The organism is Kitasatospora sp. NPDC057223 (assembly GCF_042669755.1).
GTDB lineage: Bacteria > Actinomycetota > Actinomycetes > Streptomycetales > Streptomycetaceae > Kitasatospora.
In genome coordinates this window covers 1-15,004 of record NZ_JBHUWW010000173.1, presented here as the reverse complement: position 1 = coordinate 15,004, position 15,004 = coordinate 1, and the positions used below count along the sequence as shown (strand labels likewise).

The following is a 15,004-nucleotide window of genomic DNA, read 5'->3' as shown; positions in this document are numbered from 1 at the left end:
GGGGGTTGTTTTCCTTGGGGGGGGGGGGGGCGGGGGGGGGGCGTTTTCCCTCCAATTTTTTGGGGGGGGGGGGGCGGGTGGGGGGGGGGGCCCCGCTGCACATCTGTGCAGCGGGCCACCCACGTTTGTACAGATCAGCAGGGTGGTGAGTGCCCGGACGTCGGACGTCGGCAGAGCGGGACGAAGACCTGCATCGTTGACCTTGGCGGCAGCATCGCTGTCAACTCTGCGGGGCGCCCCATGGGTGGTGCACTGCTCCGAGGTTCCTTCTCGGGTGTGCTGGACCGGCGGCCCGGTCACGTCCGCCGGCGTTTCCGTTGAGCCGGCTGCGAACCGGCTGACTCTTTCGCCACCCGACCGCGACTGCTGCTGTTGCGCGGTGTACTGGTGCTGCTCGGCGACGTGGGGCGAGATGCTCGCCCCTGCATGCCAGTGCCCGCTTGGCTTCGGCGTGTTGATGGCTTAGGACCCGGCCCGGATTCGGATGCCCCGCCGGAGCGTCCTCACGCTCAGATGAGATCTCGTCGGACCGGCTTGGACGCCTTACGCCGGAAGGAGTTCAACGAGCGTCCGGCGTCGGATGCCTCCTTTCGGTGGCACCACGACCGCCGTGATCAGTGCGGTTGCTGCCGCTGACGCCTTGTCAGTGATCCGGTTCGCCGTGCCGCGCGATTCCTTCAGAACGCCACCTCCCGCACCGTTGCCACGTTGTGTGCCGCGGCTGCGCGCACGACGAGATGGCCCGCGGGGGCGCTGCTCGAAGCTCAGAAAGCAGGAGGGCCGCGCCGAAGCTGCGGTCTCGGCACCTGCGGTTCAGTTGCTTCCGGAGCCGCAGGATCTTTCCAATAGCCCCAAATATCCAGTTTAGTACCAATTTAGATCATTGAAATGATCTTGAGTCATTTTTATGCATTGCCACCCATAGGGCTCCGAGTGTGATCCGCACCACATTACAGGGGGAGTGATGTCCAAATTTGTTATGCCTGGCTCCTAAATGGCAGGGAGGTCTCACTGCCCCCGGACGATCCTGCGCGCCAAAGGGATTGACACGAATTCACATGATCAAGAAAGCTTCGTCATCGAAAAGTCGATCTTCGAACTCTGGATGCGTGTAGTGACTACCGAGAGACCCGGGCGAGGCTTCTCTGCCCGTAGCCTGCTGGCTTCGGCCACGGTTCTACTAGGACTTGTTTCCTGTCTATCCTTCCTTCCCGCCACCCCGGCCAACGCATCTGACTCAGCATCAATTACTGATTACCAGTCATCTTCCGTTGCAGGCACAGAATCACCTGAAAGCCTGGCCGTTGCCGAGGCGCGGAAGTCCGGCAAGCCCGTCGAAGTCGCCTCGATGCGGACCGAGTCAAGTGACGTCCAGGCGCAGCCTGATGGCAAGTTGCTGGCGACGACATACGTTCAGCCCAGGCGGGTCCGGAAGAACGGTGTGTGGGCGGACCTGGATCCGACCCTTCATGTGCAGGCCGACGGGACAGTTGCCCCGGGGGCCGCGATGGCGGACATCGTGTTCTCGGGCGGCGGCGGTCAGCCCTTGGTGCGGATGAGCCGGGCAGGGCGTGAGCTGAAGCTCTCCTGGCCCAAGCCACTGCCCAAGCCGGAGATCAACGGCAGTACGGCCGAGTACAAGGCCATCCTGCCGGACGTGGATCTGCGGATGACCGCAACCACTACCGGCTTCACCCAGATGATCGTGGTCCATACGGCAGCCGCCGCCAAGAACCCCGAGCTGGATCAGCTCCGGCTGGGCCTGGAGGGAAGCGGCCTGGCGGTCACCGAGGCACCCGACGGCTCCCTCCAGGCGGTGGACAAGGGCGCGGGCGGCGTCGTTTTCGAGGCACCGAAACCGATGATGTGGGACTCCTCCAGTCCCCTGCCCACGGTCACTGCCACCTCATCCGCGGACGTTGCCGCCCCGGACTCCGCAAAGGCCGGAGAAGCGAAGGCCCGCTCGGCCCCAGCCACACAGGATCCAGCCCCTTCAGGCGGCGACAGTGGCGCGATGCCGGGCGAGGGGGCGAAGGTCTCCGAGATCGCAGTCGACGTGCCCACCTCGCAGAACACCATCGTCCTGACCCCGAGCCAGGCCATGCTGGACGATCCGGCGACGGTCTACCCGGTGATGATCGACCCCGCGTGGTACACCCCTAACGCCGCTGACTGGGCCGGCGTATCGCGGTACCTGCCGAACCAGCCCTACTGGCACTACAGCTACAACGGCAGCTACGTCCACGACTGGGGCGTCGGCTACTGCGGCGACACCACCCGCTGCGCACCGACGGACCTGAAGCGCTCGTTCTTCCAGATCCCCACGTCGCAGTTCATCGGCAAGCAGATCCTGAGCGCCCAGTTCGGCACCTACGAAAGCTGGTCGTACTCCTGCAACGCACGGCCCATCGAGCTGTGGAACACCAGCTACATCAACTCCGGTCTGACGTGGAACAAGCAGAACGCGGCGGGCTTCTGGAGCCGCAAGCTCGAGACCATGAACACCGCCAAGGGCTGGAGCAGCAGCTGCCCCGGCGGATGGCTGGAGTTCGGCGGCAACGACGCCGTGAAGAACCTCATCCAGGACGGCGCCAACTGGAGCTGGCCGAGCGCCACGTTCGGGCTCAAGGCCGAGGACGAGAGCGACTCCTATGGCTGGAAGCGGTTCACCGACGACGCCTTCCTGCGCGTGTACTACAACCTTCGGCCCAACCAGAGCCCGCAGAGTGACCTGACGATGTCCCCCGGCTCGGTCTGCCAGGGCACCGCCGTGCTGGTGAACAAGATGCCGCAGATCACCGCCCGGGCGAGCGACCCCGACGGGGAGGCGATCGGCGTCCAGTTCGTCGTCGGCTGGGACGACGGCAGCGGCTGGAAGCGCCGCTGGTGGTCGACCGGAGCCGAGGGCGCGGCCCCCGACTCGAGCAGTTTCAAGGGGTCCGGATCGATCTTCTCCCTCTCCCTGCCCGACAGCCTGCCCCACAACATCTACCTGACCTGGGAGATGCGGGCCTGGGACGGCGCCAGCTGGGGACCGTGGTCCTCGGACGGAGACCCGACCGCCTGCTACGTGACTGTGGATACCTCCAGGCCCGACGGGCCGGCAGTGACATCCACGTCATACCCGGGATCGAAGGACGCCTCGGCGGTACTGCCCTGGACGGACGGTGTCGGAAAGTACGGCGACTTCACCATCGACTCCGTGGCAACAGATGTCGTTAAGTACCTTTGGGGATTGGATACTTCGGCGTCCGCTGCCCACGAGGTCGCGACGTCCGCGGGAGGGGCCCAGACGATCCGGCTGCTCCTGGAGACCCCGGGCGTGCACATCCTCTCCGTGCAGGCGCTGGATGCCTCGAACAACGCCTCCCAGCTGGAGACCTACTACTTCAACGTCCTGGCCGGCCAGCCGAAGCGCGACGGCTGGGCTCTCGATGAGACGTCCGGAACCACGTTCGCCGGGACGGGAGAAGGCATCGACGCGGCCCTGAGCTCCGGCGCGATGCCGCAGGCGCCCGGCCATCTCGGTACCGCGGTCTCCTTCGACGGCACCGCCAACGGCTACGCGAACACTCAGGGCTCGGTCCTGGACACCAGCAAGAGCTTCACCGTCTCGGTCTGGGCCAACCTCGCCAACGCCGACGTCACCCGCACCGCAGTGGCCCAGGCCGGCGCCAACACGTCCTTCTTCTCCCTCGGTGAGCGCGGCGGAAAGTGGTCCTTCACCACCTTCAGCCAGGACCTGGTCACCGGCTTCAGCTGGCAGCAGGCAACCGGCACAGCGGCCGCCACAGCGAACAGGTGGACCCACCTGACCGGCGTCTACGACGCCGTCAACAAGCAGGTCCGCCTGTACGTCGACGGGGCCCTCGCGGCCCAGGGAGCGGCGCCGGTCTCCTTTGCCGCACGCGGCCCGCTCGAAGCCGGCCGACTGCGCTACATGGGCAACTACGTCGACCCGTGGAAGGGCTCCCTCGACGAACTCAAGGTCTGGGACCGCTCACTCTCGGCCGCCGAGGCCGCCGACGTCGCCGCAGACCGGACGCTGACCGCGGGCCTGCCCGCCAAGGCCGTCTGGCACCTGGACGAGAACGCCCGCACCGTCACCGGACTCCCCGAGTCCGACGCCCTGAACACCTTCGGCGGCGTACAGCCAGGCGTGCCCGGCGCCGCCGCGACCGCCGCCCACTTCGACGGCACCACCGGCTACGCCCGCACCGCGCGACCGCAGGTCGACGGGACAAGGAGCTTCGCAGTCTCGACCTGGGTCAAACTCCCCGCAATCGCCGACGGTGACACCATGCCCCGCATGGCCGTCAACCAGGCCGGCGCCCACAACAACGAGTTCTCCCTCTACTACTCGCCCTACTGGAAGCGCTGGATCTTCGGCCGCTACAAGGAGGACACCTCCGCCGACACCCTCGTACGGACCATGCAGCCCGACTGCGCCCCGGGCAGCACCGTCAACGGCGTCCCCTGCTTCAGCGGCACCGACAACCACTGGACACACCTCCTGGGTGTCTCCGACGCCACCACCCACAAGAACCGCCTCTACATCAACGGCTTCCTGGTCGCCGAGAGCGACTACACCCAGACCACCCCGTGGCCGAACCCCGGCCCGCTGCAACTGGGAGCCGTCTCCCGAGAAGGCGCCAACGGCGAGTACTACAGCGGCGACATCGACGACGTACAGATCTACGACCGCGTCGTCACCGCCCCGGAAGCCGCGGCCCTAGTCAAGCAGCGCCCGCAACTCGTCGGCCGCTGGAAGCTCGACACCGCGACCGGAACCCCGCTCTCCTCGCCGGACGAAGGCCCCAGCCACTCGGTTGCGCAGCTTGACACCGGTGCTTCGATCAACGCCGGCGGCGGCCTGTACATGGACCCCGGCACTCTGACGCTCGACGGGGCAACCGGCTACGCGCAGAGCACTGCGACGCCGCTGCACACCAACCAGAGCTTCACACTCGCGGCCTGGGCGAACACGGTGGGCCAGCCGAACCGGGACATGACGGTCCTTTCCCAGGCCGGCAGCAACGGAAGTGCAGTCACGGTGCGCTGGCACGACACCGGTCTCGCCTCCGACGGCATGACGCGTCTCGGCGAGTGGCAGGCCGAGGTACGCGACAGTGACGGCACCGGGACGCGGACACTGGTCGCGCATTCCTCGGCAGGTCTGGGCTTCGACAACTGGACCCATGTGGCCGTGGTGTACGACGCCCTGGCGAACCGCCTCAGCCTGTACGTCAACGGCAGCCTAGAGAACCGGGTGTGCGCCGACGGTGACACCGCCTGCACCAACCGCGCCTCCTGGGGCCAGGCTGTGCGCCCCTTCGAAGGTCCGCCCGGCCTGCAATTTGGCCGAACTAAGGCCTCAGGCTTCTGGGGCGAGTACTTCTCAGGTGAGCTGGACGACGTCTGGGCCTACCAGGGTGTCCTAAGCCCGGTTCAGATCGCCAAGCTGGCGGATTTCAACACTGAGCAAGACACGACCATCGGCCTCTGACGGCTTCCCAGCGGGCCGAGCAGATCACTGCTGCCCGGCCCGCCCACTCCCAACTTCCGCCGCCACCATGGCGGCGGCCCGGTGGTGGGTCCGAACCTGGCCCCACCACCGCCATTAGGCCCCGGCACGCGGGTGCACCTTCAGGAGGAAAGACACCGTGAGTAGAAAACGGACCGTCGCATGGCGGTCCCGACCGAGGGTCGCGACCGTCGTGGCAGGTACACTGCTCGGCTCGCTGCTACCGACACTGCCGCTGGCTCTGAGCGCAGTTGCGGCCAACTACGTCAAGCCGTCGGCGACCTCGCCCGAAAGAGCGGTCAACGGCTCCGATGGCAAGACCAAGGGCCGTGAGACTGACTCCACTGTCAGCGCACCCACAACCAAGCAGGGCTTTTGGCCGGCCGCCGGCACCGCCAAGGTCACGGTCCCTGCTGAGACAGACAAGGCTGCCAAAGCCGGCAACTTGCCGGTCAGTCTCTCGAACACCAAGGGTCTGAGCGCCGGAGAAGAGACCGCCGTCCAGGTCCTTGACCAGAACCTTGCGCGCAAGGCCGGGATCACCGGTGTCCTGCTGAGCGTCACGACCCCGCAGAGCACCACCGTCACACAAGCGAAGGTAAGTGTCGACTACAGCGGCTTTGCCCAGGCAGCCAGCGCTGGCTTTGGTTCCCGCCTGCAGCTGTTCCAGCTTCCCCCCTGTGTACTGACCGCTCCAGAGAAGCCCGAATGTCGCACCCAGACGCCACTGCCGGGGGGCAACGACCTGGAGAATCAGACCGTCAGCGCCGACGCGGTGACGCTATCCGTTCCCGTTCCGGCGGGGCATACACAACTGCAGTCCGCTGCGGTCAGCGGCAATACTGTGGTGCTCGCGGCCGCTGCGACCACGGCAGGCCCCAGTGGCGACTACAAGGCGACACCACTCTCGGCCTCCTCCACCTGGTCAACCCAGCTCAACAGCGGCTCGTTCACTTGGGCCTACAGCATGCCGCTGACTTCGATGCCCGGCGGCCTGACACCGCGTCTCGGTCTTTCCTATGACTCAGGCAACATCGACGGGCGCACCGCCAATAGCAACAACCAGGCATCGTGGGTCGGCGATGGTTTCGACTTCACCCCAGGCTTCGTAGAACGAACCTACAAGCCGTGTAGCGACGACGGTGCGCCCAAGTCGAACGGTGTTGATCCGGGCGACTTGTGCTGGGCGACCGACAACGCCACCATCAGCTTCGCCGGACATGCCGGCGAACTGATATCAGTTTCCGCCGACGAGTGGCGTCTCAAAGGTGATGACAACACCAAGATCACCCGGTTTCGTGACACAAGCCATGGTAACGGGGACAATGACGGCGAGTACTTCCGCGCTGTCACCCCAGACGGCACTAGCTACTACTTCGGTTACAACCGCCTGCCGAACTGGAGCGCGGGCAAGGCGGAGACCAAGTCCGTCTACACCGTCCCAGTGTTCGGCAACAACAGTGGGGAGCCGTGCAACGGTGCGGACTTCACGTCCTCCTGGTGCCAACAGGGTTGGCGCTTCAACCTTGACCTGGTAGTCGACGCCCACGGCAACGACATTACGTACTGGTACACCCCGGAGACCAACAACTATGGCCGCAACCTCAAGGCCATGGACCGCACGCCGTACGTCCGCGGCGGCCACCTGGATCACATCGAATACGGTCAGCAGCAGGGCGACATCTACTCCGCTACGGTGAAGCCTATGGCTCGGGTCGAATTCGCCACTGCAGAACGCTGCCTCGAAACGACTGCGGCGCTGTGCGACCCAGCTGGCATCGATGCGAAGCGACAGTACTGGTACGACACTCCGTGGGACCAGAACTGCAACAGCGGAGCCGACTGCGACTACGGCCGCTACTCCCCCACCTTCTTCAGCCGCACCCGACTCACAGGGGTCACCGCAACGACGCTGCGGGCCGACGGTACCTACACGCCCGTTGATAGCTGGGCACTGACCCACAAGTGGGGCACCGCCGACTTCGACTACCAGCTGTTGCTCGACTCCGTCCAGCACACCGGTTCCTCCACGACGCCTGCGATCACCTTGCCGAAGACGAGCTTTGCGTACAAGCAGCTTGCCAACCGTCTCGACAGGACCGGTGACGGCCGGGCGCCCTTCATCAAGCAGCGTCTGGGCACCATCACCGATGAGATGGGCGGCCAGACAGACATCAACTACTCCGCTCCGGTCTGCGACTGGAGCAGCCTGCCCACCCCGCAAAGCAACATCACCCGGTGCTTCCCCCAGCAGTACCAGCCCTCCAACGAGACGCCGGTTACCACCGAGTGGTTCAACAAATATGTGGTCAACTCGGTCATCGCCACCGATCGCACTGGCGGCGCACCCGACATGGTCACGCACTACACCTACCTCGATGCAGCAGCCTGGCACTACGACGACGAGGACGGCATCACCAAGGAGAAACTCAAAACTTGGTCACAGTGGCGCGGCTATGCCCGCGTGCGGGTGGAGACTGGTGGCACCTCCGGCATGTCGACGCAGGCTGATCACTACTATCTGCGTGGCATGAACGATGATCGCAACGACCCCGTCGACAAGACGAAAAAGCGCACCATTACTGTCGACGACGGTCAGGGTGCCGTCCTGATTGACGACGATGCGTGGGCTGGCTTCGAGTATCGGGCTGAACAGTATGAAAAGCCCGGCGGAAAGATTCTCGCTAAGAGTGTGAACACGCCGTGGAAAAAGGAGACTGCCAAGCGCGTAAGCGACTGGGCCACAACCACTGCCAACCTCACTGGTATTGCATCCAAGCGCACCTTTACTTCGCTGGACGCCGGCGCAGGCTTGAATTGGCGCGAAGCCCGGGCCAACTGGAGCCTCGATGGGTACGGTCGCAGCATACAAGCTGAAGACCTCGGGGATGTATCGGATTCTACGGACGACAAATGTGTTCGCAGTACCTACTCCGATAATACATCTGCATGGATCCTCATCGGCGCAATCCGTACTGAGATAGTTGCCGCCAATTGCTCCGCTACAGTGGACCGCCAGACCAGGAGCGATGGGAGCTCTGCTGTTCTGTCAGACATTCGACTTCGCTTCGACGGTCAACCGTACGGTGCCGCGCCGGCTAAGGGTGACGTCACTCTCACCGAGAGCCTGAAATATCAAACCGGCACTGTCGCTACCTACCTTGACACCGCCGCAACCTATGACGCATATGGTCGGCAGCTGCTGGGAACTGACCTCGCTTCCACGACTAGTTTCGATACCACGGGGGCTACAGAGCCAGTCACCACGGTTTCACCGGGCGCCCGCACCACCACTAGTGCCTATACGCCGACGACCGGCCGACCCACCAGATCCGCTATGACTACTCCACCTGCCGTCGTCGGCAACAATTCCACCGCACAGACCACTACCACCGATTACGACCTGCTGCGCGGACAGGCCACGGATGTTCTTGACCCAAACAGCCGCCGAACAGACGTAGCCTATGATGCGCTAGGCCGGACGCTGAAGGTGTGGCTGCCTACTAAGTCCAAAGCCAATAATGAGCAGCCGAACACGCAATACTCTTACAGCGTCCTGGACGGAAAGATCGCAACAGTTGCTACCGTGACGCTAAACGATGACAACTCCATCGACACTTCCTACACGCTATACGACGGCTTCAGCCGAGTTCGGCAGACTCAGTCGCCTGGTGACAGTGGTGGCCGGATCCTGACCGACACCTTCTATGACGAACGCGGGCAGGCCGCTCTTGCCTACGCCCCGTACTACGCAACTGGCACACCGTCCTCTACCCTATTCAAGGTCGAGGATGCCACCGGTGTGGAGACCCAGACGGCGGCAGTATTTGACGGCCTCGGACGTACCGTCAAATCCACCATTCTGGCCGGCAATGGCGTCGGCACGCCGCTCGCCACCACACTTACTGAGTATGGCGGCGACCGCGTCACCGTCACTCCTCCCAGTGGCGCTACTCCAACCACCACGATTACCAACGCCGCCGGTAAAACCACGGAACTCCGACAGTACAAGGCATCTACCCCCACTGGAGCCTTCGAGGCCACCAAGTATCAGTACGATCCGGCCGGTCATATGACCCGGCTCACTGATCCGTCTGGCACCGTGTGGACCTGGCAGTACGACCAGCAGGGACACCAGAGGACCACTGTCGATCCGGATGCCGGAACCAACACCAAGACGTTCAACGACCGTGGAGAAATCACCAGTGCCACCGACGGGCGTGGAAAGACAATTGCCACTGTCTATGACAATATCTCCCGTTCCATCGAGAGTCATGACGGCTCAGTAACAGGTCCCCTGCTAACATCCCAGACCTGGGATCCCTCTGGTAATAAGGGCCAACTATCGACGTCCATCCGGTACAGCAGTGTCGGTGGAAACACTTACCAGTACAAGACTTCCTACTCATTCTTTGACCTTATGGGGCGTCCAAACCGGACGACCGTCACGATCCCAGCTGTGCCCGGCCAAGAGGGTCTGGCCGGCAACTACACGAGTGGTGTGATCTATCGTCTGGACGGGCAGCCCAAGACCATCAGCTACCCGGCTGCAGGAAACTTGCCAGGTGAATCCGTTGTTTTCACGTACGACACCTTGCACCGCAACACTGCTATCCAAGGCTCGAGTACCTATCTCACGGTTCAGACATACAGCCTTACTGGCAAGCCCCTGCAGTCGACTTTGAGCAACGGCACCCCTGGTAAGGATATCTACATCACCAACGGCTACGAGTGGGGTACACAGCGCCTCGCATCCAGCCGTACCGACCAGTACGCAGTCGCCGGAGCCACCCGCGCCGCCGCTTACACCTACAACCAGGCTGGCGCGGTTACTTCCATCACCGATACCTCCCGTACCGGCACCGACCGCCAGTGCTATCAGTACGATTATCTTGCACGACTCACCGAGGCCTTTACCCCCACAGGCAGCATCTGCCCCAGCGCGCCCGATGGAACGTCACTCGGCGGGCCAGCTCCCTACTGGAGCAGCTTTACCTACAACACCAACGGCACTAGGGCTAGCGAGACCGAGCACAATCCTAACGGAAATAGCAGTCAGGACAGCTCGACCACGTATACCTATCCGGCGCCAACCGCCCCGCAGCCCCACAGCCTAATCGCCACCAGCACCATTGTCGGTACCCTAGGAGCTGCTATACCGCAGGTCTACTCCTATGACCCGAGTGGCGATACCACCTCCCGTCAGCTTAATCCCGCTTCAAATGTTAGCAGCGATCAGACTCTTGCCTGGAATAATGAAGGCAAGCTGGCGCAGGTCGCCGATACGATTAAGACCATATCTGGCTCCTCGACCGTCACTGCAACCAAGACGACCGACTATCTATATGACGCGCAGGGCAATCGCCTTGTTACTCACACTGCAGATTCTAATGCGCCGGCCGCCGAAAATTGGACCCTTTATCTAGGTGCCACTGAGGTGAACCTAATAAAGGGTGCTACTAAGGGTAAAGCCACTCGCTACTATCCCCTTGGCGCGGCGACAGCAGTGCGCGGTGATGACAATGTGGTGGCTTTTCAGATAAACGACCACCACGGCACTGCCGAACTTAATATCGACGCTACCACGGGTGCCGTGGGGCAGCGCCGGACTACACCTTTTGGTGAAATCCGTGGAACCGTGCCAACCAAATGGGCTGGAACTCGAGGATTTCTCGGAGGGACACAAGAAACCACGGGTCTTACCCATCTAGGAGCCCGTGAATACGACCCAAGCACTGGGCGATTCGCATCCGTTGACCCCGTTCTCGATCCGACCGATCCTCAGCAGATGAATGGCTATGTCTACGGACATAGCAATCCGATTAATCGGGCTGACCCGTCAGGTCTTTATGACCCGGATGAACGAGCAGACAAGCTGAAGGATCGGCTAAAGGAATCGAATCCCAACCCCGGTCTTAGTGCGCCGAGAGCAACTCCCCCCGCGGCAGAGAACTCTACACTCCGCAACATATTGGAAGCAATTTACCCCAGGGAAATTGCAGAGAAGGTTGTGGGAAATGGAAAATTGGGGACTGCGATAGTCAAGGAACTGAACGACGGGGAGCCGGTTGGTCAGAAATGGCATATGGAAAAGGGCTGGGCTGAGGCGGCCGGCCTGGCAGACCTTCTCGAGGGAGATCGAACGGCTCGAATTAAGCAAAGCCAAGGAAAGAAGCTCACGGAGCGCGAGAATATCCTATCTGATAGCGATATAGAGATTGCAACCCGAGAACTTGAAGAGCTTTGGCAGGCGCTCACATCGAATGATGTAACCGGGAAAGTTGGCAATGCGGTTAAGGCAAGTCCTGAGACTTTGAATGCCATAACTAAAAATCGGGAAAGTATTGTCAAATCTCAATCGGTTAGTGCAATTACGGGTCAAAAGTTCGAGGTGGTTGGTAGGGACCCGCGGCCGCGGCCTGTCGGAGAGCCCGTTCGGATGCGAGGATTCTCAGCAAGCTTCGGTGTACTTGGGGCGATTGTCGGAGTTGCGCAAGCGCCAGTGCTCGTGAGGGATGAAGGCTGGAAGAGGGGCCTTTTTGATTTCTTCCTGGGTGTTGTCGATCCCTTTAATGGGAGATCTTTGACCGACGATCCGCATGCCGGAGAAACGCCGTGGGCCTAGCCCTTCTCGAACGTTCATTTGTAGTAGTCTGTTAGTCGCAGGGGACAGTCGCAATCGATTGTTCTAGTATGATGAAAGTATCACTTTGGGTGGCCACCATGCAGGGTGGCCACCCAAATGTGGTGGTCGTTGCGGCCTTAATTAGTTCACTTTTCTGGAAGGGTGAGATTAATTGTCTGCGGACTCTAGTAAGATCGTGAATAGGCTTCTCGAGATCGTGCCCGAGTGCTCAGGGGCCATCGAGTCGATAGTGAATAACTCTTTTCTGGCGGGGCGCGAACTTGATGCATTTTCATTGCTATCCCAAGGATTTGCTCGGCCAGTGTATCTTCCGGCACTAAAGGCGGAGAATCCCAATTTTGATCTACTGGGGAGATGTTTTAAATTCATTGAGTTTGGAATCACCTCCCAGAATTCCTCCTTTCGGGATGCCACCTACTTTGAGGCCCTTGAGCCGCTGATGGGTGGCTTTGTAATTCTCAGGAGGTCATTCCTGTTCATGGGTCATGAAACCAGAAAAGAAGTACTGGAAATGCTAAATAACTTCGGTGTTGACGTGGAAAATATTCGTGGACAGGTTTGAATGCTCTACTGCCTGGCGATTCAGCCTTCAGCTAAGGGCTTGCCGAGGAACAAGGTGTTGCTTCCGTCCAAGCGGCTCGTTGGTCTGGTATGGGTGATTCGGAAGGACCGCGGTCTCAACTCGCGGCTAAGTTCGCAGTGTTGCTGCCGCATCTGGATGAGCGGCAGCGGCGTCTGGCGATAGGGGCGGAGGCCCGAGCGTTGGGGCACGGGGGGGAATCCGGGCCGTGGCCCGGGCGGTGGGTGTCAGTGAGGTGACCGTGTCGAAGGGGGTGGCCGAGCTGGAGTCGGGCCAGGCCCCGCTGGGTCGGGTGCGTCGTGCGGGTGGGGGTCGAAGGAGGCTGGCCGATCTGGATCCCGGACTGCGGCCGGCGCTGTTGGCCCTGGTGGAGCCGGATGTGCGCGGCGATCCGATGTCGCCGTTGCGGTGGACGACGAAGTCCACCCGCCGGCTCGCCGCCGAGCTGACCGGGCAGGGTCACCGGGTCTCGGCCGACACGGTCGCCGACCTGCTGAGGGAGGAGGGCTTCAGCCTGCAGGCGAACGCCAAGACGCTGGAGGGGAAACAGCATCCCGACCGGGACGCGCAGTTCCGCTACCTCGACGAACAGGTCCGCGAGCACCGGGACGCGGGTCAGCCGGTGATCAGTGTGGACGCTAAGAAGAAGGAACTCGTCGGCGAGTTCAAGAAGAGCGGCCGCGAGTGGCAGCCCGCCGGGGAGCCGGTGCGGGTGAGCGTCCACGACTTCGCCGATCCCGAGCTGGGCAAGGCCGTCCCGTACGGGATCTACGACCTCGCGGCGAACGCCGGCTGGGTGAACGTTGGCTGCGACCACGACACCGCCGCCTTCGCCGTGACCTCGATCCGCCGATGGTGGCACGGTGTGGGCCAGAAGACCTACCCGCGGGCGACCCGACTGCTGATCACCGCGGACGCCGGTGGCTCCAACGGCTACCGCACCCGGGCGTGGAAGATCGAGTTGGCCGCGCTGGCCGCCGAGACCGGACTGACGATCACCGTCTGCCACCTGCCGCCGAGCACGTCAAAGTGGAACAAGATCGAGCACCGGCTGTTCTCCCACATCACGATGAACTGGCGCGGCCGCCCGCTGACCAGCCACGAAGTTATCGTCCAGACCATCGCCGCGACCACCAATCGCAGCGGACTGCGCGTCCACGCCGAACTCGACACCGGCACCTACCCGACCGGCCTCAAGATCGGCAACGCCGACATGGCCGCCCTACCCCTGACCCGCCAAGCCTTCCACGGCGACTGGAACTACGTCCTGCACCCGGCACTGATCGGCACGTCCTCGGACGGCCACCTCACGCCGGCCGACGACCGCGAGCCGACCGCGGCCGGGGACCGGGACCGGCTCTCCGATCCCGCCCTGACCGGCATGCCCAGGCCGCGGCTGGACGCACTGACCGCGGCCTGGGCCGATCTGCACGAAGCGCAACCCGGCGCGCGCATGGGCCGTCCACCTCGTCTTCCCTTCGACGAACAGGTCCTGGCCACCGTGCTTCACCTGCGGCTCGGCCTGCCAGCAGAACCCCTCGCCGTACTGCTCGGCAGCAGCCGCAGCGCGGTGCACCGCACCTTCCACAAGATCAGGCAGCTCCTCGATCAGCAAGGGACCGCCATCCCACCCGCAGCATCCCCGCCCTCAGCAGTCGCCGCCCTCCATATGCGCGTCGTCGCCCAAGGAAACAACCCCAACTCGAAGATCAAACCTGCGTGTTAATCATCGGCAAGCCCTTAGGGTGTTCGGATGACCGTCGTCGACCCGCTGGCCCCTGTCCTCGCCGGGCTTCTCGTCGACAACATCCGGTTTCTCGACAGCTGCGATGACGACGAGGTGGGTCCCGACTGCGCGGTGAAGGTGATGGAGGACGTTGCCTCTGTGCTCAAGGGTCTGTCGTCCGAGCAGCTCAACCGGCTCCTGCTGGCGGTCGAGGGTCTGGCCGAAACTGAGTCCGATCCCGTACGGCGGGAGTTCCTGAAGGCGTTCCCCGACGCCTGCGGGCTGGTCGGGGAGGCCTGAAGCGCAGGGCCTGCCCGCTCTCGACGGCCGGACAACGGTCACGAGTCCACTGCCAGGTGCGCCGGCGTCAGCGGCGCAGCGTCCGCCGGGCCAGGATCAGGGTGACCTCGGTGTCGTCGCTCCATGAGCAGACCTCCAGCCAGGAGAGGTAGCCGGCCTGGGTGAAGAGCAGGACTTCGCCGGGGCAGTCGCCGTTCTCGGTGTAGATCTGGGCGTTGGCGGCCACCA

The 15,004-nt window shown here is 62.9% G+C and carries 4 protein-coding genes and 1 pseudogene; all 5 read left to right on the top strand.

The features are described 5' to 3' along the window. Positions 1–1,507: 1,507 nt before the first annotated feature. Positions 1,508–5,506, top strand: coding sequence for a LamG-like jellyroll fold domain-containing protein (locus ACFUK0_RS36215; protein WP_380257595.1), 3,999 nt, complete (start codon positions 1,508–1,510; stop codon positions 5,504–5,506). Positions 5,507–5,717: 211 nt separating this feature from the next. Beyond that, positions 5,718–12,149, top strand: a complete 6,432-nt coding sequence (locus tag ACFUK0_RS36210; RefSeq protein WP_380257593.1) for an RHS repeat domain-containing protein — start codon at positions 5,718–5,720, stop codon at positions 12,147–12,149. A gap of 196 nt (positions 12,150–12,345) precedes the next feature. Then, complete coding sequence (locus ACFUK0_RS36205) at positions 12,346–12,732, top strand: hypothetical protein (protein ID WP_380257591.1); 387 nt, start codon at positions 12,346–12,348, stop codon at positions 12,730–12,732. Between the two features lie 89 nt (positions 12,733–12,821). Then, positions 12,822–14,476: pseudogene (locus ACFUK0_RS36200) on the top strand (ISAzo13 family transposase). 27 nt (positions 14,477–14,503) lie between these two features. Continuing rightward, entirely contained in the window at positions 14,504–14,776 is a 273-nt protein-coding gene (locus ACFUK0_RS36195; RefSeq protein ID WP_380257589.1) for a hypothetical protein, read from the top strand. Positions 14,777–15,004 lie beyond the last annotated feature (228 nt).